This window comes from Dryocola sp. LX212, assembly GCA_041504365.1.
Lineage (GTDB): Bacteria > Pseudomonadota > Gammaproteobacteria > Enterobacterales > Enterobacteriaceae > Dryocola.
This window is the reverse complement of record CP167917.1, coordinates 2528250-2551797: the sequence shown is the minus strand read 5'-3', so window position 1 is coordinate 2551797 and position 23548 is coordinate 2528250. Positions and strand designations below refer to the sequence as shown.

22 protein-coding genes are annotated in these 23548 nt (G+C 56.1%); 15 read left to right on the top strand and 7 right to left on the bottom strand.

Translation table 11 applies throughout. The annotated features are described in order from the left end of the window. Positions 1-150 precede the first annotated feature (150 nt). From ACA108_12175 to ACA108_12115, 13 genes are all read left to right on the top strand, one after another. Positions 151-3207 (top strand): FAD-binding and (Fe-S)-binding domain-containing protein, encoded by a 3057-nt coding sequence (locus tag ACA108_12175; protein ID XEX94171.1) that lies wholly within the window; start codon positions 151-153, stop codon positions 3205-3207. Beyond that, positions 3204-3614 (top strand): 1,4-dihydroxy-2-naphthoyl-CoA hydrolase, encoded by a 411-nt coding sequence (gene menI / locus ACA108_12170; protein ID XEX94170.1) that lies wholly within the window; start codon positions 3204-3206, stop codon positions 3612-3614. Before ACA108_12175 ends, menI begins: the two co-directional genes overlap by 4 nt. Before the next feature lie 165 nt (positions 3615-3779). Further along, positions 3780-4205 (top strand): nucleoside triphosphatase NudI, encoded by a 426-nt coding sequence (nudI, locus tag ACA108_12165; GenBank protein ID XEX94169.1) that lies wholly within the window; start codon positions 3780-3782, stop codon positions 4203-4205. A 4-nt stretch (positions 4206-4209) separates the two neighbouring features. After that, positions 4210-5532 carry a sensor histidine kinase gene (locus ACA108_12160; GenBank protein XEX94168.1) on the top strand — a complete coding sequence of 441 codons (1323 nt, stop codon included), beginning with the start codon at positions 4210-4212 and terminating at the stop codon, positions 5530-5532. Next, positions 5529-6152 carry a response regulator transcription factor gene (locus ACA108_12155; protein ID XEX94167.1) on the top strand — a complete coding sequence of 208 codons (624 nt, stop codon included), beginning with the start codon at positions 5529-5531 and terminating at the stop codon, positions 6150-6152. Before ACA108_12160 ends, ACA108_12155 begins: the two co-directional genes overlap by 4 nt. A gap of 98 nt (positions 6153-6250) precedes the next feature. Further along, the gene (locus ACA108_12150) at positions 6251-6751 is read left to right on the top strand and encodes a heme-binding protein (GenBank protein ID XEX94166.1); all 501 of its coding nucleotides are present in this window, start codon (positions 6251-6253) and stop codon (positions 6749-6751) included. A gap of 325 nt (positions 6752-7076) precedes the next feature. Continuing rightward, the gene (gene sufA / locus ACA108_12145; GenBank protein XEX94165.1) at positions 7077-7445 is read left to right on the top strand and encodes a Fe-S cluster assembly scaffold SufA; all 369 of its coding nucleotides are present in this window, start codon (positions 7077-7079) and stop codon (positions 7443-7445) included. A gap of 8 nt (positions 7446-7453) precedes the next feature. Further along, complete coding sequence (sufB, locus tag ACA108_12140) at positions 7454-8938, top strand: Fe-S cluster assembly protein SufB (protein ID XEX94164.1); 1485 nt, start codon at positions 7454-7456, stop codon at positions 8936-8938. 16 nt (positions 8939-8954) lie between these two features. Continuing rightward, positions 8955-9701 carry a Fe-S cluster assembly ATPase SufC gene (gene sufC, locus ACA108_12135; GenBank protein ID XEX94163.1) on the top strand — a complete coding sequence of 249 codons (747 nt, stop codon included), beginning with the start codon at positions 8955-8957 and terminating at the stop codon, positions 9699-9701. Further along, positions 9676-10956 (top strand): Fe-S cluster assembly protein SufD, encoded by a 1281-nt coding sequence (gene sufD / locus ACA108_12130; GenBank protein XEX94162.1) that lies wholly within the window; start codon positions 9676-9678, stop codon positions 10954-10956. The genes sufC and sufD overlap by 26 nt, the downstream gene beginning before the upstream one ends. Continuing rightward, entirely contained in the window at positions 10953-12173 is a 1221-nt protein-coding gene (gene sufS / locus ACA108_12125; protein ID XEX94161.1) for a cysteine desulfurase SufS, read from the top strand. The genes sufD and sufS overlap by 4 nt, the downstream gene beginning before the upstream one ends. A 13-nt stretch (positions 12174-12186) precedes the next feature. After that, complete coding sequence (gene sufE, locus ACA108_12120) at positions 12187-12603, top strand: cysteine desulfuration protein SufE (GenBank protein XEX94160.1); 417 nt, start codon at positions 12187-12189, stop codon at positions 12601-12603. A 100-nt stretch (positions 12604-12703) separates the two neighbouring features. Then, complete coding sequence (locus tag ACA108_12115; GenBank protein XEX94159.1) at positions 12704-13750, top strand: L,D-transpeptidase family protein; 1047 nt, start codon at positions 12704-12706, stop codon at positions 13748-13750. Between the two features lie 76 nt (positions 13751-13826). On the opposite strand, the gene ACA108_12110 is transcribed toward ACA108_12115, so the two are convergent. The 4 genes from ACA108_12110 to ACA108_12095 form a co-directional block, all read right to left on the bottom strand. Continuing rightward, complete coding sequence (locus ACA108_12110) at positions 13827-14063, bottom strand: major outer membrane lipoprotein (GenBank protein XEX94158.1); 237 nt, start codon at positions 14061-14063, stop codon at positions 13827-13829. 309 nt (positions 14064-14372) lie between these two features. Further along, positions 14373-15785, bottom strand: coding sequence for a pyruvate kinase PykF (pykF, locus tag ACA108_12105; protein ID XEX94157.1), 1413 nt, complete (start codon positions 15783-15785; stop codon positions 14373-14375). Positions 15786-16194: 409 nt separating this feature from the next. Continuing rightward, the gene (locus tag ACA108_12100; protein ID XEX94156.1) at positions 16195-16695 is read right to left on the bottom strand and encodes a 2-oxo-tetronate isomerase; all 501 of its coding nucleotides are present in this window, start codon (positions 16693-16695) and stop codon (positions 16195-16197) included. Between the two features lie 535 nt (positions 16696-17230). Continuing rightward, entirely contained in the window at positions 17231-18730 is a 1500-nt protein-coding gene (locus tag ACA108_12095) for an MFS transporter (protein XEX94155.1), read from the bottom strand. Between the two features lie 227 nt (positions 18731-18957). Here ACA108_12095 and ACA108_12090 point away from each other — a divergent pair, with 227 nt between their 5' ends. Beyond that, entirely contained in the window at positions 18958-19770 is an 813-nt protein-coding gene (locus ACA108_12090; protein XEX94154.1) for a PhnD/SsuA/transferrin family substrate-binding protein, read from the top strand. 17 nt (positions 19771-19787) lie between these two features. Here the strand turns inward: ACA108_12090 and ACA108_12085 are convergent, their stop codons facing one another. Continuing rightward, complete coding sequence (locus ACA108_12085) at positions 19788-20669, bottom strand: LysR family transcriptional regulator (protein ID XEX94153.1); 882 nt, start codon at positions 20667-20669, stop codon at positions 19788-19790. Between the two features lie 111 nt (positions 20670-20780). Between ACA108_12085 and ACA108_12080 the strand changes: the two genes are divergently transcribed. Further along, on the top strand, positions 20781-22022 hold the full coding sequence (locus ACA108_12080; GenBank protein ID XEX94152.1) for an MFS transporter: 1242 nt from the start codon (positions 20781-20783) through the stop codon (positions 22020-22022). Here ACA108_12080 and ACA108_12075 read toward each other — a convergent pair. Next, positions 21949-22476, bottom strand: coding sequence for an SRPBCC domain-containing protein (locus tag ACA108_12075; protein XEX94151.1), 528 nt, complete (start codon positions 22474-22476; stop codon positions 21949-21951). The two genes, ACA108_12080 and ACA108_12075, sit on opposite strands and share 74 nt — an antisense overlap. Before the next feature lie 114 nt (positions 22477-22590). Continuing rightward, positions 22591-23487, bottom strand: a complete 897-nt coding sequence (locus tag ACA108_12070) for a LysR family transcriptional regulator (GenBank protein XEX94150.1) — start codon at positions 23485-23487, stop codon at positions 22591-22593. Positions 23488-23548: the final 61 nt, after the last annotated feature.

The window sequence follows — 23548 nt, the reverse complement described above, 5'->3', positions numbered from 1 at the left end:
AAGCGGATGCTTTAATGATGATGTATTTCCTTGATTTTTGACAGGAGCAAAACAGACAGGCGTGTCCGAAAAAAATGTGTTAAAAACGAGAGGCAGTACACGCAAACGATAACTCACAACTTACCTAACGTCAGGCAGGGTCGACAGTCAATGATCCCACAAATTTCTCAGGCACCGGGTCTCGTTCAGCTGGTGCTCAATTTTTTGCAGGCGCTGGAGCAGCAGGGCTTTACCGGCGATACCGCCACCAACTACGCCGACCGGCTCACGATGGCGACAGATAACAGCATTTATCAGCTGCTGCCGGATGCGGTGTTATTCCCTCGTTCAACGGCGGACGTGGCGCTTCTGGCGCGTCTGGCCTCAGAAGAACGCTTCAAATCGCTGATTTTTACTCCGCGCGGCGGTGGCACAGGTACCAACGGGCAGGCCCTGAATAAAGGCATCGTCGTCGATATGTCCCGCTATATGAATCGCATTATCGAAATCAACCCGGAGCAGGGTTGGGTGCGTGTGGAAGCGGGAGTGATTAAAGATCAGCTCAATCAATATCTGAAACCGTTCGGTTATTTCTTCGCACCTGAACTTTCAACCAGCAACCGTGCGACGCTCGGCGGGATGATAAACACAGATGCCTCCGGGCAGGGCTCGCTGGTTTACGGCAAAACATCCGACCATGTTATGGGCGTGCGGGCCGTGCTGCTCGGTGGAGATATTCTGGACACGCATCAGATGTCCAGCGCGCTGGCGGAAGATTTGGGACGTGATGATACGTCGATTGGCAGAATTTACAGCACGGTCTACGAGCGCTGCCGCGAACAGCGCCAGTTAATCCTCGATAAGTTCCCGAAACTCAATCGATTCCTCACTGGCTACGACCTGCGTCACGTCTTTAACGACGATCTCTCCCGGTTTGACCTTACGCGCATTCTTACTGGATCCGAAGGCACGCTGGCGTTTATCACCGAAGCGAAGCTGGATATCACCAGAATTCCAAAAGTCCGCCGCCTGGTGAACGTAAAGTACGACTCTTTCGATTCTGCATTACGTAACGCTCCTTTTATGGTTGATGCCCGCGCGCTTTCCGTCGAAACAGTTGACTCCAAGGTACTGAACCTGGCGCGGGAAGATATCGTCTGGCACTCCGTCAGCGAACTGATTACCGACGTGCCGGACAAAGAGATGCTCGGTCTGAATATTGTCGAATTTGCCGGTGACGATCTCGAACTGATTGAAGGGCAGGTTGCCTCGCTGTGCGAACGGCTTGATTCCCTGATAGCTACGGGTGAGGGTGGGGTCATTGGCTGGCAGATTTGCAGCGAACTGGCCGGCATTGAGCGCATCTACGGCATGCGTAAGAAAGCCGTTGGCCTGCTGGGTAACGCTAAGGGCCAGGCGAAGCCGATTCCTTTCGCGGAAGACACCTGCGTGCCGCCTCATCATCTGGCAGATTACATCTCTGAATTTCGCGCACTGCTTGACGGCCATAATCTCAGCTACGGCATGTTCGGCCACGTTGACGCAGGCGTGCTGCACGTTCGCCCGGCGCTGGATATGTGCGACCCGCATCAGGAAGTGCTGATGAAACGCATCTCAGACGACGTGGTGGCATTGACAGCAAAATACGGCGGCCTGCTGTGGGGCGAGCACGGGAAAGGTTTCCGGGCAGAGTACAGCCCGGCGTTCTTCGGCGAAACGCTCTACGAAGAATTAAGGCGTATAAAAGCAGTCTTTGATCCGGACAATCGTCTGAACCCCGGAAAAATTTGCCCGCCTCTCGGCGTGGACGAGCCGATGATGCAGGTGGATGCGACTAAGCGCGGCACCTTCGACAGACAAATCCCGATTGCGGTTCGCACCTCCTGGCGCGGCGCGATGGAGTGTAACGGCAACGGCCTGTGCTTTAACTTCGATGTGAACAGCCCGATGTGCCCGTCGATGAAAATTACCAGCAACCGCATTCACTCCCCGAAAGGGCGAGCTACGCTGACGCGTGAGTGGTTGCGCCTGCTTGCCGACCGAGGCGTTGACCCGGAAGCGCTGGAAAAACAGCTGCCGCAGCACCGGGCCAGCCTGCGCGGGCTAATTGAGCGCTCCCGCAACACCTGGCATGCCCGTAAAGGCGAATATGATTTCTCGCATGAAGTAAAAGAGGCGATGTCCGGCTGCCTGGCGTGCAAAGCCTGCTCCACGCAGTGCCCGATTAAAATCGACGTGCCGGAATTTCGTTCGCGGTTCCTGCAGCTTTATCACACCCGTTATCTGCGCCCGATGCGTGACCACCTTGTCGCAACGGTAGAGAGCTACGCACCGCTGATGGCCCGCGCGCCGAAAACCTTCAACTTCTTTATGAGCCAGCCGTGGGTGCGCAACCTGTCGCAGAAGCATATCGGCATGGTTGATTTACCGATGCTGTCGACGCCGTCGCTGCAGCACCAGCTTGTTGGGCACCGTTCAGCGAATACCACGCTTGAGCAGCTTGAGAAATTCACCCCCGAGCAGCGTGCTAAAACCGTGCTGGTGGTGCAGGATCCGTTTACCAGCTATTACGATGCACAGGTTGTCGCAGATTTCGTCCGCCTGGTTGAAAAACTTGGCCTGGATCCTGTTGTGCTGCCGTTCTCGCCGAACGGGAAAGCGCAGCATATTAAAGGCTTCCTGCAAAAATTTGCCCGCACGGCGCGTAAAACTTCAGATTTCCTGAACCGCATCGCGAAGCTGGGTATGCCGATGGTCGGCGTCGATCCGGCGCTCGTGCTCTGCTATCGCGATGAGTACAAACAAACGCTGGGTGAAGAGCGCGGGGATTTTCACGTGCAGCTGGTGCATGAGTGGCTGCCGGGCGTGCTTGCCGAGCGCGAAGCGGCTGCCGTTGGCGGAGAATCCTGGTATCTGTTCGGCCACTGTACAGAAGTGACTGCGTTACCAGCCGCACCGAACCAGTGGGCGGCAATCTTCGCCCGTTTCGGCGCGAAGCTGGAAAATGTCAGCGTGGGCTGCTGCGGCATGGCCGGGACCTATGGTCATGAGGTGAAAAATCACGCTAACTCACTGGGCATTTACGAGCTGTCCTGGCATCAGGCGATACAGCGCCTGCCGCGAAGCCGCTGTCTGGCGACCGGCTATTCCTGCCGCAGTCAGGTTAAGCGCATTGAAGGCAATGGCGTGCGCCATCCGCTACAGGCGCTACTGGAGATAATGGGATGATCTGGCGACGCGAAGTAACCCTTAAAGCGCTCAACGCCATGAGCGCTGGTAATATGGTCGAGCACGTCGGCATTCAGTTCACGCGCATCGGCGATGACGAACTGGAAGCAACCATGCCGGTTGATAACCGTACCCGGCAGCCGTTCGGCCTGCTGCACGGCGGCGCCTCCGTGGTACTTGCTGAGACGCTCGGCTCCGTGGCAGGCTACCTGTGCTCCGAAGGCGAGCAGCACATCGTCGGGCTGGAGGTTAACGCCAACCACCTGCGCCCGGCGCGTGAAGGCACAGTGCGCGGGGTTTGCAAGGCGGTGCACGTAGGCCGCAGGCACCAGGTCTGGCAGATAGAAATCCGCGACGAAGAAGGGCGGCTTTGCTGTACTTCCCGGCTCACAACGGCGGTGGTTTAGACTGCTTTTATGAAGGTGGATAATTGGTTATCCACCATTCGCGAAGACACGGCGGATGACGCTTGCGCTTATCCGCCCTACAAAGTCCTCAAACCATTTGCCCAACCACGACGCCCGCCACCAAATCTGCTAATGTCACAGCATCAAAAAGACACGGGAGGTCACATGCGTCAGCGGGTTATTGTTTGTCCTGTTATTGAAAATAACGGGGAAATTCTGCTTTGTAAGATGGCTGGCGACCGGGGCGTATTCCCTGGCCAGTGGGCTCTGTCGGGCGGCGGGATGGAGCCTGGCGAAAACGTTGAGCAGGCGCTGCGGCGTGAAATAGCCGAAGAGCTTGGGGAAGCGCTGCATATCACCCATGTTCAGCCCTGGACCTTCCGGGATGACGTGCGCATCAAAACTTACGCCGATGGCAGTAAAGAAGAGATCTACATGATTTACCTGATTTTTGACTGCGTCAGCGCTAATCGTCAGGTGACGTTTAATGAAGAGTTTCAGGCGATCGCCTGGGTGAAGCCCGCCGACCTGCATCTTTATGATTTGAATGAGGCGACCCGGGAAACCTTCATCCAGAAAGGCTGGCTGTAAAGGGATGGTCAAGGGGCTTATCTGGCTAGTGCTGACCCTGCTTTCAGGGGGCGGCATCGTCGTCTATTCCCTGCATCAGCAGTACGAAGACCAGAGCGCGGAGTTCCGTATCCTGTACCGCGATATCACCGTGAAGCTCTCTCAAAACGACGTTATTCTTTCGCTGCTCTCCAACAGCAGCGATCCGGCTGAGGTTCAGCAAAAATTTCCCTATATTTTGCGCTGGCAAACGCAGCCGCATCAGCCGCCAAAGCCTGACCTGAACCCCGACCGGCCGGGAACCTACTGGCTGAACTCCCCGCAGGGTTCGCTGCTTATCGATTTGCCGACTTTGCTGGCAGACGTCATCCGTAATCAGCCTTTTCATCACTTAAGCCTGCGCTGGCAGGACAAGCATCTCATCACGAGAGGGGAAAAAGGCACGGGTGACTGGTGGCGCTGGGATAAGCTCATTCACAGCCCGTCGCAGCCGCTTCATTTAGCGGTTACCAATAACCCGGACTGGCGGCACATGCCCTGGCTGCTGATGATCCTGCTCGGCTTTACCTGGGCTGCGGTTATCTACTTTTATACCCAGTATCAGGCCACTAAACGGCAGCGCAATATCGCAGACCTGCGCGCGCACTTCTCTGAAATATCCCGTCTGAACGCGATGGGGGAAATTGCCGCCGGGATGGTCCACGAGCTGAATCAGCCGCTGACCGCCATCCTCAGCTATTCGCAAACTGCGCAGCGGCTCATTGGTCAGGATAAGGCTGATAAAGCGCTGCCGCTGCTGGACGCTTCGGTGGTGCAGACAAAACGCATCAGCGCGTTGTTAACATCGCTGAAGGAAAAAATTAACAGCGATGAGCAGGCTCTGCAGCCGGTAAACCTGAGTGAGATCTGGGTGAGGGTGGTGACGCTGCTGGAGTATGAACTGGCGAAAGGGCGGATAACCGTTATCAACAGGCTGTCGGAAAAATTGCCGAAGCTACGGGCCTCACCGCTGGCCGTCGAACAAATCCTTCATAATCTGCTCAGCAACGCTATTTATGCGCAGCAGGGAACGCCCGACGGTAAAGCGTGGGTGGCTATCGAAGCCGGGCAGCAGAGTGAAAATCTGGTTGTCAGCATCACTGACGGCGGGCCAGGGCTGTCCGAACAGGGCCTGCTACAGGTGTTTATGCCGTTCTTCACCACCCGCGCAGAAGGCCTGGGGCTGGGGATGGCCCTGACGGAGACGCTGGTGCAAAGGTATGGCGGCAGCATCGCGGCGGCAAACAGCGCGACCGGGGGAGCCTGTTTTACCCTGACATTCCCCCTTCTCGGGCAGGAGACAGCATGACGCAGTACATTTACCTTGTTGATGACGATGAAGCTATCCGCCTTTCGCTGAGCGCCCTGCTGGCAACTATGGGCTGGGAAACGAAAGCCTATGACAGCGTGCAGAGTTTTCAGCAGGGCGAAGGGGATTTGCCTTCGCTTAGCGGTTGTCTGCTGCTGGATATCCGCATGCCGGGTAAATCGGGGCTGGGGCTGCTGGAGAATGGATTACCGGAAGGGTTTTCCCTTCCCGTTATCATGATGACAGGGCATGGCAATATCGATCTCTGCCGCCGTGCCTTCAAAAACGGCGCGTTTGAATTTCTGACCAAGCCCGTAGACGCCGACCTGCTGATAGAAACCGTAAGCGCAGCGCTTGAGCAGCAGCGTCAGCAAGAGCAGGAGCGGGAGAAGTTTGCTGATTTACAGGCTAAGCTCGCCACGCTCTCGGCCCGGGAACAGGAGGTTATGGCGCTAATCATGCAGGGCAAATCCAACAAAGAGATGGCAAAAGATCTCAACCTCTCGCCGCGAACGGTCGAAGCTCATCGCGCCAGCCTTTTTGCCCGGCTGGAGATTAACTCGCTGGCGAAGCTTATTAATATTTATGGCGGATTACAGGGGCCGGACGGCACTACGTAAAATTACCTGGTCTGCCAGGTATTCGTCCGAATAGTGCCGCCCCCCGCGTTTCGGTACCTTAACTCACGTAAACTATCTTCCGAGTTAAGGGAAAAAACATGAAAAAAATACTGCTGTTAACCGCTGTCCTGTTTGGCAGCACCGCCGTTATTCCCGCGTTCGCCGCAGGCGTCCTGACCGAAAAGAATATTTCTCTGGAATACGCCGAACAGCTTGCGCAGAAGGCCGTTGAGTCCTGTAGCGCGAAAAACTATAACGTAGCGGTTACCGTGGTCGATCGCGGTGGGGTAGTGAAAGTGGTTAAGCGCATGGACAACGCAGGTCCACACACCCTGGAAGCGAGCCGCATGAAAGCCTTCACCGCGCTCAGCACCAAATCCGTAACGGGTGACGTGATGAAAAATTCACTGGAAAATGCGGGCGCACAAAACCTGCGAGACATTCCGGGCTTCCTGCTGCTGGGCGGCGGCGTGCCGGTGAAGGTCGCTAATCAGACCATCGGCGCAATAGGTATTGGCGGAGCGCCAGGCGGTAACCTCGATCAGCAGTGCGCGGTTGATGCGCTGGAAGCGACTAAATCGTTGCTGAATGCTTCCTGATATTTATTTTTTTCCTTTCCTCAAGCGCGGGCCTTCGGCCTGCGCCAACATTTTCACTTTTGCCTCTCAATTAAATAGATATTCTCTATACATCTTTTACTTTCTAACGCTCAGGCCGCGTATTGTCGGTCAAAACCCCATTCTTTCAGCGGCTTAAACAGCTCTTTTCGCCATCTGCAAGAGTTTGCACAGGGTCTATCCTTAGTAAAGACGTCCAAAAAAGCAGCATTTCGCGAATACCCCTGTTATCAGGATGTTGTATTGATAATAGTTATCATTAACATGGGGCATCGGCCTTTGGGCGCTTTTAACAGTGAGGTGAACTATGGATGTGCAAACCGGTAGCTTCGATCCCAATGAATTCGCCTGGCAGGGGCTGACGCTGACGCCCGAGGCGGGCACGCATATTCGTAAGCTGGCAGGCCAACAGCCGGACCTGCTCGGCGTGCGGCTGAGCATCAAACAGACCGGCTGCGCCGGATTTGGCTACGTGCTGGATACAGTCAAAGAACCCCACAAGGACGATCTCCTCTTTGAAATGGAGGGGGCAAAGTTGTGGGTTCCGCTGTCGGCCATGCCGTTTATCGACGGCACCGAGGTTGACTACGTGCGCGAAGGACTAAACGAGATTTTCAAATTCAACAACCCGAAAGCGCAGCACGAATGTGGCTGCGGCGAAAGCTTTGGGGTGTAGGCGGGATTATGTCACGTAATACTGAAACGTCTGACGAAGTACAAACCTGGGCGGGTAGCCATCATTATAAAGAGGGCTTTTTCACCCAGCTGAAGACCGACGAAATGGCGCACGGCATCAATGAAGATGTGGTGCGTGCCATTTCTGCCCGGCGTAATGAGCCGGAGTGGATGCTGGAATTTCGTCTGAATGCCTACCGGGCCTGGGTGCAGATGGAAGAGCCGCACTGGCTGAAAGCGAACTACGAAAAGCTTAACTATCAGGATTACAGTTACTACTCTGCCCCTTCCTGCGGCAGCTGCGATGATAACTGTGAATCCCAGCCGGGGGCCGTTCAGCAGCCGGGCAGCAACGCTTACCTGACCGGGGAAGTCGAGGACGCCTTTAAGCAGCTGGGCGTACCGGTGCGCGAAGGCTCAGAGGTCGCAGTGGATGCTATTTTTGACTCCGTCTCCGTAGCGACAACCTACCGTGAAAAACTGTCCGAGCAGGGAATTATCTTCTGCTCCTTTGGCGAAGCCATTCACGAATTCCCTGATCTGGTTAAAAAGTATCTGGGGACCGTGGTGCCGAGCAATGACAACTTCTTTGCGGCGCTCAACGCCGCAGTGGCTTCAGACGGCACCTTTATTTATGTGCCGAAGGGCGTGCGCTGCCCGATGGAGCTGTCTACCTACTTCCGCATCAACGCGGAAAAAACTGGCCAGTTCGAGCGCACCATTCTGATAGCCGACGAAGGCAGCTACGTCAGCTATATCGAAGGTTGTTCAGCGCCGGTTCGCGACAGCTATCAGCTTCATGCGGCGGTGGTGGAAGTTATCATCCATCGCGATGCGGAGGTGAAATACTCCACGGTACAGAACTGGTTCCCCGGCGACGGTATAACCGGCGGCATTCTGAACTTCGTGACCAAGCGCGCGCTGTGCGAGGGCGAGAACAGCAAAATGTCCTGGACGCAGTCGGAAACCGGCTCGGCCATCACCTGGAAGTACCCGAGCGTGATCCTGCGCGGCGATAACTCCATCGGTGAATTTTTCTCCGTGGCGCTGACCGCAGGGCATCAGCAGGCGGATACCGGCACCAAGATGATCCACATCGGTAAAAATACCAAATCGACGATTATCTCGAAGGGGATCTCCGCAGGCCACAGCCAGAACAGCTATCGCGGGCTGGTGAAAATCATGCCGACGGCGACCAACGCCCGTAACTTCACCCAGTGCGACTCAATGCTTATCGGCCCGGACAGCGGAGCGCATACCTTCCCGTACGTGGAGTGCCGTAACAATACGGCCCAGCTGGAGCACGAGGCCACCACTTCGCGTATCGGTGAAGATCAGCTGTTCTACTGTTTACAGCGGGGTATCGCCCAGGACGATGCGATTTCGATGATCGTCAACGGCTTCTGTAAGGACGTCTTCTCTGAATTGCCGCTCGAATTCGCGGTGGAAGCACAAAAACTATTAGCGATTAGCCTCGAACACAGCGTCGGTTAAAGATTAAGGGAACATTATGTTGAGCATTAAAGATTTACAGGTCAGCGTTGAGGAAAAAGAGATCCTGCGTGGCCTGAGCCTCGAGATTAAACCGGGGGAAGTCCACGCCATTATGGGGCCGAACGGATCCGGGAAGAGTACGCTTTCCGCCACGCTCGCCGGGCGCGACGATTATGAGGTCACCGGTGGCCAGGTGTATTTTAAAGGGAAAGATCTGCTGGAACTCTCTCCGGAAGAGCGCGCCGGCGAAGGTATCTTTATGGCCTTCCAGTATCCGGTGGAAATCCCCGGCGTCAGCAACCAGTTCTTCCTGCAAACCGCGCTGAACGCGGTGCGTGAGTACCGGGGTAGGGAGCCGCTCGACCGCTTTGAATTCCAGGACCTGATGGAAGAAAAAATCAGGCTGCTGAAAATGCCGGAAGACCTGTTGACCCGCTCGGTCAACGTCGGCTTCTCTGGCGGTGAGAAGAAGCGTAACGATATCCTGCAGATGGCGGTGCTGGAGCCTGAGCTTTGCATTCTGGATGAGTCGGATTCCGGTCTGGACATCGACGCCCTGAAAATTGTGGCGGAAGGGGTGAACTCCCTGCGTGACGGTAACCGTGCCTTCGTCATCGTCACCCACTACCAGCGCATCCTGGACTACATCAAGCCTGACTTTGTCCACGTGCTGTATCAAGGGCGCATTGTGAAATCGGGTGATTTCAGTCTGGTGAAACAACTTGAGGAGCAGGGTTATGGCTGGCTTACCGAACAGCAGTAGCGGCAATGCTCTTCAGCAGTGGCACCACCTGTTCGAGGCGAACGGCGACGGGCGCAGCAAAGAGGCCCAGGAGCACATGCAGCAGATGCTGCGTCTGGGCCTGCCTACCCGCAAGCACGAAAACTGGAAATATACGCCACTGGAAGGCCTGCTGAACAATCAGTTTGTTCTTCCAGCCCCGCAGCCCGTAACGAAGCCGGAGCACGATGCGCTCGCTTTGCCGGGAGAGGCGTGGCGGTTGGTCTTTGTTGACGGGCGCTACAGCGCAGAGCTTAGCGACGATCTGACTAATAGCGGATATGAGGTTAACTTCGATGCCCCGCGTCAGTCATTGCCCGGGGCGGTACAGGGAGAAGTTTTCCTGCATCTGACGGAAAGTCTGGCCGAAAAAGTCACTCACATTCAGGTGGCGCGCAATCATAACCCTGCAAAAGCTTTGCTGCTGATGCATATCAGCCGCGGCAGCGGGCAGGGTGAGATGAACACCGCGCACTATCGGCATCATCTGACGCTGGGCGAAGGCGCGCGTGCGACCGTCATCGAGCATTACGTCAGCTTTGATGAACAGCCGCATTTTACCGGCTCGCGCCTGACTGCTGATGTAGCGGCCAACGCTCAGCTCCGGCATTACAAGCTGGCGTTTGAAAACGTGAAGAGCTACCACTTCGCCCACAACGACCTGATTGTTGCGCAGGACGCAGTGGTAGAGAGCAACAGCTTCCTGCTCGGAGCCGCAGTCTTGCGCCACAACACCAGCACTCAGCTCAACGGTGAAAATACCACGCTGCGCATGAATAGCCTGGCGCTGCCGGTGAACAACGAAGTGTGCGATACGCGCACCTGGCTTGAGCACAGCAAAGGCTACTGCAACAGCCGCCAGCTTCATAAAACTATCGTGCGTGACAAAGGGCGCGCGGTGTTTAACGGCATGATAAAAGTGGCGCAGCATGCGATCAAAACTGACGGGCAGATGACCAACAACAACCTGTTGTTAGGGCGTCTGGCAGAGGTTGATACCAAGCCGCAGCTTGAAATTTATGCCGATGACGTTAAGTGTAGCCACGGGGCAACCATTGGCCGCATTGACGATGAACAGATGTTCTACCTGCGCTCGCGCGGCATCAATGAACGGGCCGCGCAGCAGATGATTATCTACGCCTTTGCCGCAGAGCTGACGGAAAGCATTTACGACGAGGCGTTAAAACAGCAGGTGCTGGCGAGGATCGGCCAGCGCTTTGCAGGGGGCGAAGCATGAGTTTTTCAATCGACCAGGTGCGTGCCGATTTCCCTATTTTAAGCCGGGAGGTTAACGGCCAGCCGCTGGTCTATCTCGACAGCGCCGCCAGCGCCCAGAAACCGCAGGCGGTGATTAACGCCGAGCTGGATTTCTACAGCCACGGCTATGCTGCGGTGCACCGCGGTATACACACGCTGAGCGCGGAAGCTACGCAGCTCATGGAAAGCGTCCGCAATCAGGTTGCCAGCTTCGTTAATGCAAAAGTGCCGGAAGAGATTGTCTTCGTGCGTGGCACTACCGAGGGCATTAACCTGGTGGCAAACAGCTGGGGGCGGGCGAACGTCCAGGCCGGAGATAACATTATTATCTCCGCCATGGAGCACCACGCGAATATCGTGCCGTGGCAGATGCTTTGCGAACAGACGGGAGCCACGCTGCGGGTGATCCCGCTGAATGCAGACGGCACCTTAGCGTTGGACGTGTATTTGTCGCTGATTGACGAGCGAACCAAACTGCTGGCGATAACCCACGTTTCGAACGTACTGGGTACAGAAAATCCGGTGCGCGAAATGATCGCCACTGCCCATCAGGCGGGCGTAAAGGTGCTGGTGGACGGCGCGCAGGCCATTATGCACCACGCGGTGGATGTGCAGGCTTTAGGCTGCGATTTCTATCTCTTCTCGGGCCATAAAATCTACGGGCCAACCGGTATCGGTATCCTCTATGCCCGCGAAGAAATTTTGCAGGATATGCAGCCGTGGGAAGGGGGGGGCTCGATGATTGCCACCGTCAGCCTCACCGAAGGCACGACGTATGCCGCCGCGCCCTGGCGTTTTGAGGCCGGTACACCTAACACTGCAGGGATTATCGGCCTGGGCGCCGCGCTGCGTTACGTAGAGAGCCTGGGGCTGCAGGAGATAGGCGAGTACGAACAAATGCTGATGCGCTATGCCCAGCAGGCGTTAAAAACCGTGCCGGACCTGACCGTGTACGGGCCGGACAGTCGGCTTGGCGTCATCGCCTTTAACCTTGGCAAACATCATGCGTACGATGTGGGTAGTTTCCTGGATAACTACGGCATTGCCGTAAGAACCGGGCACCACTGCGCAATGCCGCTGATGGCACATTATCAGGTGCCGGCGATGTGCCGTGCCTCCTTTGCGATGTATAACACCGAAGAAGAAGTGGACAGGCTGGTGGCCGGACTGCAACGCATCCACCGTCTGTTGGGCTGACAGGGAGAACGCTATGGCCACGCTGCCAGACAAAGAGAAACTGCTGAAGAACTTCAGCCGCTGTGCGAACTGGGAAGAGAAGTATCTGTATATCATCGAGCTGGGCGGGCGGCTGCCCGAGCTTGCGCCGGAACAGCATGCGCCTGCCAATATCATTCAGGGCTGCCAGAGTCAGGTATGGATTGTGATGGAGCAGCAGCCGGACGGCGTGATAACGCTTGCGGGGGACAGCGATGCGGCTATCGTCAAAGGGCTGATAGCCGTCGTCTTTATTCTTTATCACCAGATGACGGCGCAGGATATTCTCGCTTTTGACGTGCGCCCCTGGTTTGAGAAACTAGCGCTTGCCCAGCATCTTACGCCGTCCCGCTCCCAGGGCCTCGAGGCGATGATCCGCTCTATCCGCACCAAAGCCGCCAATCTTAGCTAAACTAACAGAACAAGCTTTCATCCTGTTAACGCGAGGTGATTTTTATTGCCTCGCTGGTCTTCAGCATTCCGGCGCTCGCCGGTGAATACAGGAATACAATATGAAATGCGCGTTCTCTAAAATAACTCTCGTTTTTCTCAGCGCTCTGGCTGCAGGCCAGTCGGCGTGGGCGGTTGATTATTTATTACCGCCTCCGGGCAGCCGGATAATTGGCGAAAATCAGACATATCTTGTCCCCGGCGACGGAAAAAATCTGGAAGCCGTGGCGGCAAAATACAACACCGGCGTGCTGTTATTACTTGAGGCCAACAACACGGTCGATCCTTTTTTGCCGAAAGCGGGCAGTGAATTAGTTATTCCATCGCAAATGATTCTGCCGGATACCCCGCGCGAGGGCATCGTCATCAATCTTGCCGAGCTGCGACTCTATTATTATCCGCCGGGACAAAACCGCGTTGAGGTTTATCCGCTGGGTATCGGGCAGCTTGGGCGCGAGACGCCGGTGATGGTGACACGAATCAGCCAAAAAATCCCTAACCCGACCTGGACCCCAACGGCGAACATTCGGGCGCGCTCGAAGGCGCAGGGGATTACGCTGCCTGCGGTAGTTCCGGCCGGGCCGAACAATCCGCTGGGCCGGTATGCGCTGCGGCTGGAGAAAGGCGGCGGCGAATATCTCATTCATGGCACCAATGCCCGCAACAGTATCGGACTGCGTGTCAGTTCCGGCTGCATGCGCATGAGGGCGCCGGATATTAAGGCGCTGTTCAGCCAGGTGGCGTGGGGAACGCGGGTGGAGATCATTAATGAACCTGTGAAATATACTACCGAGCCGGACGGCAGGCGTTATGTAGAGGTCCATCAGCCGCTGTCCCGCAACGACTGGGAGAATCCGCAGACCGTTCCCATCGCGATATCAGCGTCTTTTGGGACGTTTATCGACAACTCCCTAAGCGACAGAGCGCAGGTGGAAAGCGCTATGGTAAGAAGGGCGGGCTATCCGGTGCTGGTTAACGCGCAGCAGGGTGTTCCGTCACAGCCAGTGAACATTACCCCTATACAGAGCGTCAGAGCGGCCCCTGGGGCAGCGCCAACGACACAGGCGACAAACGCTCTCAGTGGCCAAAGCAGCGTGGTGATGCGTTAGGGGAGGTATTCAGGAGAGATATGATTGAGGCAAAAAAAATGGCGCACAATGTGCGCCATTTTTATTACAGGTACTCTTACTTACGGTAAGAGTGAGCCTGGTTGTCCAGACGCTGGTTAGCGCGAGCTGCGTCGTCTTTAGCAGCCTGAACGTCAGAACGCATTGCGTTCACGTCGTTGCTCAGCTGATCAACTTTAGCGTTCAGAGTCTGAACGTCAGAAGACAGTTGATCGATTTTAGCGTTAGAAGAACAACCTGCCAGCATAGTAGAAGCCAGGATTACCGCGCCCAGTACCAGTTTAGTACGATTCATTATTAATACCCTCTAGATTGAGTTAATCTCCATGTAGCGCTACAAGTATTACACAAACTTTTTTGAGTTGAGAATAAATTTTTGATGAGAAAGCACTTAAATTTGATCGTTCGCTCAAAGAAGCATCGAACCGGGAAGAAAAATTAAAAAAAACAGCGAAAACAGGGGACTTTCATCGGATTCGTCTTAATAAAATCGCGCTTAAATAGCTCAGGCCGATTTGCTTTTTTATTATTTTTAGCTAAAGCCGCAATAAAAAAAGCGCCCGCAGGCGCTTTTTAACAAAATATTCGTTCGCAACGTTGTTAATTACAGAACGTGAACGGATGCCGTGTTGGTGGTGCCACTCGGAACCAGCGCGCCGGAAACCATCACCACGATGTCGCCTTTACGAGCCAGACCACTTTCCAGCGCCACATCTTTGCCCAGACGGTAGAAATCATCGGTAGAGGCGATTTCTTTCACCAGCTGTGGCACCACGCCTTTACTCAGCACGAGCTGACGAGCGGTGACTTCGTTGGTGGTCAGGGCAAGGATGGTTGCGTTCGGGAAGTATTTACGCACGGCTTTAGCAGATTTACCGCCCTGGGTTGCCACAACAATCAGAGGCGCCTCCAGTTTCTCAGCAGTTTCTACCGCACCGCGGCATACAGCTTCGGTGATGCGCAGTTTACGGCTGTCCTGGTTGTTATCCAGACGGCTGGTCATCACGCGGTCGGTACGTTCGCAGATGGTTGCCATGATGGTCACAGCTTCCAGCGGGTATTTACCTTTTGCGGATTCGCCGGACAGCATAACCGCATCGGTGCCGTCGATGATGGCGTTAGCAACGTCACCAGCTTCCGCACGGGTAGGGCGTGGGTTTTTGATCATGGAGTCCAGCATCTGTGTCGCGGTGATTACCACTTTGCGAGCGCGTACGCATTTCTCGATCATCATCTTCTGCGCGAAGATAACTTCTTCAACCGGGATTTCAACGCCCAGGTCACCACGTGCAACCATGATGCCGTCAGAAGCTTCGAGGATTTCGTCGAAGTTGTTCAGGCCTTCCTGGTTTTCAATTTTGGAGATGATCTGGATCTTCTCGCCGCCGTGGGCTTTTAAATGCTCACGGATTTCAACAACGTCAGAACGCTTACGGATAAAGGATGCCGCAACGAAGTCGACGCCTTGCTCACAGCCGAAGATCAGGTCCTGTTTGTCTTTCTCAGCCAGCGCAGGCAGCGCGATGGAAACGCCCGGCAGGTTAACGCCTTTATTTTCGCCCAGGTCGCCGTTGTTCAGCACTTTACAAACAACGTTTTTGCCTTCGATAGCGGTGACTTCCATCCCGATTAGGCCATCGTCAACCAGCACGGTGTTACCCACGCTCAGGTCGTTGGTGAAGCCTTCATAGGTAACAGCAACGATATCGCTGTTGCCGACAACGGTTTTGTCGGTGGTGAAGGTGAAGGTCTGGCCCGCTTTCAGGGAGACGTCATTACCGCCTTCCAGCTTAATGGTACGGATTTCAGGACCTTTGGTGTCCAGCAGGATAGCTGCTTTCTTACCGGTTTTAGCAACCACGTTACGCAGGTTCTTGATGCGCTGGCCGTGCTCTTCATAGTCACCGTGAGAGAAGTTAAGACGCATAACGTTCATGCCCGCGTCGAGCATTTTGGTCAGCATCTCTTCGGATTCGGTTTTTGGACCGATGGTGCATACAATTTTAGTCTTTTTCATGACAGTCTTATCTGTAAGTTGAGAAGGATTGTTAAAACCTGATTCCGGTGGACGCTGCCGCCGGAGCGGAAATTGAAGCTGATAAAGTTGTAGCGACACCTGGTAAGGATAGGTGACAGAAATAAAGCGTGCAGAGGAAAGTGTGCTTGCGGTTCAGCCTGCCGGGGAAAAGTGTAATTTTGTGTATTATAAAGGCAGTCCAATGCGCTGAAACCATTCAAGTTAGGAACCCGCGTATTATAGGGGCAAGCGGGCAGGAAAGGAATTAAAAACGCTGTTTCAGGGGGCGGGTTGTACGATCTTTCGCCGACTGTTGCTGGCGCGTTATGGGAGTATTAAGAGGTTAGCCTCGAACAACGCGGTACCAGAATGGCTCGCTGAACCGGGGTGCCGTAAAGACTTCATTGTTTCACTTTTGATTTTGATTTCCCACTAATAATAGCGTGCCGGCAAGCGCATAATCGGCCGCCTGCCTGATAACCGACTCAGCATCGCCGCTGAAATGCTCACATTTTACCAGGGCTTGCTGACTGGAAAGCTGCCAGGCAAACCACACCGTTCCTGCCGGGGTTCCGTCTTCTCCGCCCTCAGGACCGGCATAGCCGCTGATAGCAATACTAACATCTGCTTTGGCATGGGCCATGGCCCCCGCAGCCATCTGCTGCACCGCTTCGCTGCTTACCGCGGTGTGACGGCTTAACGTTTCTCTTTTAACGCCCAGCAGGGTGCTTTTTGCCTCATCGTTAAAGACTATATAGCCGCCCGCATAAAATTTCGGCGTGTCGGGCGCCGCGCAAAGAGTTGTAGCAACCAGCCCGCCCGTGCAGGACTCGGCGGTAGCGAGGGAAAGATTTCTGTCGATCAGTAATTCACCCAGCGCTTTGGCGATAGCATGGGATGGTTCAACCATTTGGTGCCTCCAGAGAAACAGACAAAGCTTATCCTGATTCATCACGGTTCGATTTTTACTTTCAGTGGGGCGTAAGCCCCTATTTTAAAAAGTATAGTCGCTGCAAGTATGATTTTTCTATTTCCATGTGCGCGATTTTTATTTCGCACTGATAAAGCGCATGGGGTAACGATTATAAAATTGCAAATCCGTAGTTTGCCAGTCGCAGGGTCTATTTAAGTGTTATTCCAGTATATTCTTGATATATTCAATAATTACAATAAGTTGCTGTGTTTTTGCTGCGGCAGTTTTTTAATGAAAAACATATTGTTCGGGTTTTTTGTTTGGCTGGAATTACACTTTCAAAAAAATGTTCCGAGATTTATATCGCTATAAGCGAGGCGAGCATTGTGTATTAACGTGTGCCAGAAAAAGAAGAATGTCGTACGAACATTAAACCCTTGAGGTCCGCCTCATTCACGACCTTTCAGACGTTTACAGTGCCGAAAACCAATTACCCGCGCCCGCCGTTGGCGGCGGCGACCGTTTGGTCGCCTTACTGGTGCCTGAGCATTCCCCGCAGGCCCTTGCCGGACAACAGCTTTACCAGCACAAATCCCGCCGCCATGAATGCCGCTGCGCAAACCATCACCACGAAATACGCGTGTTCAAACGCCCCACGAGCAAGTTCAGCCAGCTGTGCTGCTTTCGGCTGGCTAAGATTTGCGGCAATGCGCAAGGCTTCATCAAGGCTGTCGTAGGCTGTACTGTCGCTCACCAGCCCGACGGGCAGGGTCAGCGACGCGCTGTAGACCGCGGTCATGATGCCACCGAGCAGCGTTACGCCCAGCACGCCGCCCATCTCCCAGGCGACATCCTCAATGGCGGCAACCATGCCTGCCTTTCCTTCAGGTGCATTGAGCATGATGGAGGTGGAGGCTGCGGTGACGGTCGCGCCCAGGCCAAAGCCGATAATAAACAATGCGATAAGCTGTACGGCATACCCGTTCTCAGCCAGCAGAATCAGACTCAGCATCCCTGCCGCCGTGAGCAATAATCCGCCCCGCATCAGGGCTGAGCCGCCGGTACGGGGCAGCAGCAGACCGGCCAGCGGAGAGGCCAGGGCGCTGGCAATGGAGATCGGCAAAATCGTCAGGCCCGCCATCAGCGGCGTCAGGCCAAGCACCAGCTGCAACCGCTGGGTCAGCACCAGCTCAACGCCGGTCAGAGCGATCATCGAGACGACGGCCACGCACACGCCGCTGGTAAACTGGCGATTGCGGAACAGCGAAAAATCAATCATCGGCTGGGCAGACCGTTGCTGTCGCCGGACAAACAGCCCAAGGAATATCACGCCCGCAATGGCGGAGCCTGCCATGGTCGGCAGGGAAGCATCGAGCTTGCTCAGCTCTTTCAGCGCGTAAATTACGCCAACCAGCCCGGCCATGATAAGTAGCGAGCCCACAACGTCCAGCGGGCGTTCTGCGTTTCCCCTGCTGCGGGGAATGAGTAGCCAGGCAAATGGCATGACCGTCAGAACGATGGGAACGTTGATAAGAAATACAGATCCCCACCAGAAATACTCAAGCAGAACGCCGCCAATGACGGGGCCGAGCGCCGCGGCTGCGGAGGCAACCGCCGCCCAGATACCGATGGCCAGCGCTCTCTCACGCTCATCAGTAAAGACCTGGCGCACAATCGCCAGCGTGGCGGGCATCATCATGGTTGCCCCAAGAGCCAGAAAGACCCGCGAGGCGATCAGCAGTTCTGCCGTCGGGGACCAGGCGGCGCAAAGCGATGCCAGCGCGAATACGGGCAGACCGGACATAAACATCCGCTTATGGCCGAAGCGGTCGCTCAGCATACCCGCTCCCGGCAGCAGCCCGGCAACGACCAGCGGATAGGCATTCACGATCCACAGTTTTTCAGACGAGGTGGCGTCCAGCGCCTGGGTGAGGCGCGGCAGAGCCGTATACAGGACGGTCATGTCGATGATGATCAAAAAAAGCGTGCTGGTAACGATCGCCAGGATTAGCCAGCGATTTTGGACGAACATAAAAAAGCCTCGGTAAGCAAAAGGGGAAATTATTGTTTGAGCAACCGCTCAAGTCTGGCAGGGTACTTGAGCGGTTGCTCAAAATCAAGATCGGTAAGGGCGGCCTTTTACGCAGCGGATAGCTAATTTTCGGCAATGGTTAGCCGATCTTATTCGTTGTCTCCGCGGCATTTATCTCACATCTTCAACAACATAAAGCGTTTGGAAAGCGGCGGAGAAACAGAATTATGGGCGGACATAAGGCAGCCTGGCTGGACGGGCAGCAGAGGGAGGTCGTACATACGCTTGCATGCGGCTGGCTATGGCGCAGCGAACTGCCGACCTGGCTGTTAATCGCCACGGTTTACGGCGGCTGGTTCCTGACGCTGGCGAACTGGCAGGCGCTCGGGCTGCTGCCGGCAACGCTGCTGCCGGCAACGCTGCTGCTGATCTGGTTTACGACCTGGTACTTGTCCGTGCAGCATGAGCTCATTCACGGGCACCCGACGCGCTGGCCTGCGGTTAACCATCTGTTGGGGTGCGATGAATACCGCTACAGCAGCTTCATGGTGGCCCGGCTTGAAGATGCGCAAAACACGCTCGAAGATTTCTTGGGCCGCCGAGCCGTCTGCAACTCTGCTGACTCCCAGTCCGGGTTCAACGCCCTGCAAAACACGGTTGCACCTCTTGCACGCCGGGGCCGTTTCTTTTCAGACGTTATCCTCAGCGGCAGCCACCGACAGTCGCTGGTGGCGTTGCAGCAGGATTCAGTGGATCTCGCCGCTATCGACTGCGTCAGCTGGGCACTGTTCATGCGTCATGAGCCCGATGAGCTGGAAAATCTTATCGTCATTGGGCAAACGCCGCTGACGCCGGGACTGCCGTTAATCACCTCTTCCCGAACGACGCCAGAAGTTCTTGCTGCCCTGAGAAGTGCGCTGCACAGGCTGGTTACGGACCCGGCCTGTCAGGCGGTGCGCGAGGCGTTATTTATCGCAGGCTTCAGCCAGCCTGAACGCAGGGAGTATGCGGAGGTTGTGGCGCGACAGCCTGCACCCTGAGCGGCTGTTTTCCCGGCTTATTTACCTTTATATCTGACCGCCTCAACAAACGCCGCAAAGGCCGGGGTGGTATTACGCCTGTTGGGGTAATAAAGATGAAATCCATCAAAGTAGGGGCTCCAGTCGGCCAGCACCTCTACCAGCCTTCCGTCTTCGATATACGGCTGCGCCATAAAGTCCGGGAGGTAAGCCAGCCCGATCCCGTCCAGCGCGCCGTTAAGAATAGGGATATTGCTGTTGGCGGTTAGCTGCCCGCTGACCCGCACGTTGACCTTGCGTCCTTTCTTTTCAAACTCCCACACGTAAACGCCGCCGTTGATTGAGTGGCGGATATTGATGCAGTTATGGTCCGTTGATTCTCGCGGATCCACGGGTATCGGGCGGCTCGCGAAATAAGCGGGAGAACCGACTACGCAAAGGCGCCAGTCTGGCCCCAGCCGCACGGCAATCATATCCTGGCTGACCGACTCCCCCAGCCGGATCCCCGCGTCAAAACGCTCCTGCACGATATTGGTAAAACCGTAGTCGATACAGATTTCAACGTTGATGTCGGGATAGGTTTTAAAGAAATCCGCAAGGACGGGACGCAGGTGCTGCTCTGCTGCGTCGTCGGAGCAGGTGATCCTGATGGTGCCAGCCGGCTTATCCCGCAGCTCGCCAATCTTCTCTATTTCGCTGGCAATCTGCTCGAAAAGAGGGCCAACCGAGCGCATCAGCTGCTCGCCCGCTTCGGTTGGCGCCACGTTCCTGGTCGTGCGGGTCAGCAAACGTATCCCCAGGCGTGCCTCAAGGTTGCGCAGCGTATGGCTCAGCGCCGAAGGGCTGACGCCCAGCTGGGCCGCGGCTTTGGTAAAGCTCTGGGCCCGGGCCACGGCCAGGAAGGCCAGGATATCGTTCATAGCGCCTCTTTATTGCTGAAATAAATTCACAAGTACATCCAAATTACCTCGGCTAATCAAAATACTCCAGCTGCTTTAGGATACTTCCTCGCTTCGGCACAGGAAATAACAATGAATGCAGTAAAAACTTCAGCTTTGAAAGTTCGCGACGGGCAGCCGCTATGGGGGGCCGTTTTCTCAATGGCGCTGGGCGTAGTGGTGCTGATTGCCTCCGAATTTATGCCCGTCAGCCTGCTTACCCCCGTCGCGCAGGATCTTGGCATCAGCCAGGGCCATGCCGGGCAGGCGATCTCCGTTTCCGGGCTGTTTGCCGTGATTACCAGCCTGCTCAACGCGCCCCTGACGGGCCGGCTGGACCGCAAGAAAGTGCTGTTGGGGTTTACGCTGCTACTCACCTTTTCAGGGCTGATGGTGACCTTTGCCGCCAACGGAACGATGTTCATGGGCGGGCGGGCGCTGCTGGGCGTAGCTATCGGCGGATTCTGGTCGATGTCTACCGCCACGGTGATGCGGCTGGTGCCGTCCAGTGCGGTAGCGAAAGGGCTGGCGCTGATTAATGGCGGCAACGCGCTCGCGGCGACGGTGGCAGCGCCGCTCGGCAGCTATCTCGGGCAGTATATCGGCTGGCGCGGCGCGTTTTTCGTGGTCGTGCCGCTGGCGGTCATCGCCTTTGTCTGGCAGTGGCGCAGCATTCCCTCTCTGTGCTCTGACGGAGTCAGGCGCGCTACAGCTAATCCTTTTGGCCTGCTGCGCATTCCCCAGGTTGCGCTGGGCATGACGGGGATTCTGTTTTTGTTTATGGGGCAGTTTGCGGTTTTCACCTACCTGCGCCCGTTTCTGGAGGAGATGACCCGTCTTAGCGTCACGCAGCTGTCAATGGTTTTGCTGCTGCTGGGCGCCGCCGGGCTGGTGGGAACCTGGCTTATCGGCCATTTATTACAGCGCAGGCTCTATGCTTACCTGATTGCCATTCCGCTGCTGATGGCCGCCATCGCCGGGCTGCTGATTGAGTGGGGGACCGCACCCCTGGCTGCGGGCGCGCTGCTGGCTATCTGGGGGCTGGTTGCTACTCCGGCCCCGGTGGCGTGGGGGCTGTGGCTCAGCAAAGCGCTGCCCGACGACGCGGAGGCGGGCGGCGGCCTGATGGTGGCGACAATCCAGCTGGCTATTACGCTTGGCGCGGGCCTCGGCGGTTTGCTGTTCGACGCCGCTGGCTGGTGGAGCCCCTTTGCCCTCGGGCTGGGGCTGCTTGTCTGCTCGGCGTTTGCCGCCTGGGCCGCTATGCGCAAAAGCGAGGATCTTTTTTTATCGCCGCTTCGACCAGGCCATCAAGCCACTCCTGATGGCCGTTGAGCATTGGGTCAGGGCGCGTCGCCGCCAGCTCACGTGCCGGAGCACCGTTCTGGGTTTCCTGCGTCAGGATGCGAACGCGACCGCCGGGAAGATCCTCCAGCAGCCAGGCGTGGTGCACGTCCAGCCGTGAAGCCGTGTTTTCCTCGCCGGACCAGCCGTGCCACGCCAGACGGGCAGGCTGGTCCTTTGCAGGCGGCACAAACTCCACCACCCGGGATTCAACCGGGAAGCCAAAGGTGGTGAAGTAAAACCGCACGCCGTCCACAAGCTCCGGCCCTTTGTGGTCGTAAAAGCGCACGTCGGCAGAGTTTCGGTAATACTCTGGCCACAGCAACGGGTGGCTTAGCAAAGGCCAGACATCGTTGACGCTCAGGCCGGAAATAATCATTTCGTTCGAGACAAAGTTATCGGTAAAACCCGGAACAAAGCCCTCAGGCCAGCTAATAGCGTTCATTTTTTTCTCCCGTTTTTAAAAGGCGTTAAGGGTAACGCGGCGGGAGTCATTCTCGGGGTTCGCCAGTTATAAGGCGAATCGCCATTATTTATAATGTGGATAAGTTAACTTATATCAGCCGCAGATTTCGACGCACAGCGCCCGGATCCAGCGGTGGGCGGGATCAAGATGGGTGCGCTCATGCCAGGCCATACTTTTCGTAAAGCCCGGCACGCGGAGCGGTAAGGCGAGTTTCACAAGGCTATCGTCAGCCGGGACCATGCGCCCGGGTACCACGGCAAGCATATCGGTAACGCGCAGCACGTCGGGCACCACCAGGAAGCTGTTCACGGCCATACCAACCCGCCGGGACAGCCCCACAGCGGCCAGGGCCTCGTCCGTCACGCCCGTGAAGCGGCCTTCGGAAGAGACCAGCACATGCTCCTGCTGGCAAAACTGCTCAAGGCTTATTTTGCCTGCCTCTGCCAGCGGGTGACCTCTGCGTGCGACGCAAACATACTCTTCCTCGTAAAGCGCTCTGCCGTGTAAATCCTCTGGCGTTGTTTGCGGCGTGAGCAGCGCAAGATCGACGTCGCCTCTGGACAGCTGCTCAGACAGTCGCTCGCTGTCAACGGCGCGTACGGCAATTCTGACAAGCGGCGCGCGCCGTTTCAGCGACTGCATCAGCGGCACGATGACGGCCCTCAGCGCATAGTCGGTTGTGGCCAGGGTGTATGTCAGCTCCGCCTTCTGCGGGTCGAACGTTGACGGCTTAAGCAGAATGGCGATATCGGTGAGAATTTGCTTTACCGGCGCGGCCAGCGCGTTGGCCCGCAGCGTTGGCACCATGCCGTGGCTGGTGCGAACAAAAAGCGGATCGCCAAAGTAGTCCCGCAGGCGGGTCAGCATGCCGCTGACGGCGGGCTGCGTCAGGGAGAGGCGACCCGCTGCCCGGGTGACGCTGCGCTCGTCCAGCAGCGCGTCCAGGGCCTTCAGCAGGTTGAGGTCCAGCGACCTGATATCATTTTTCACTATGAGTTTCGCACTAAGCCATAAATATAATGATTAAGGCTAACCCTCCGCTGCGGACAAG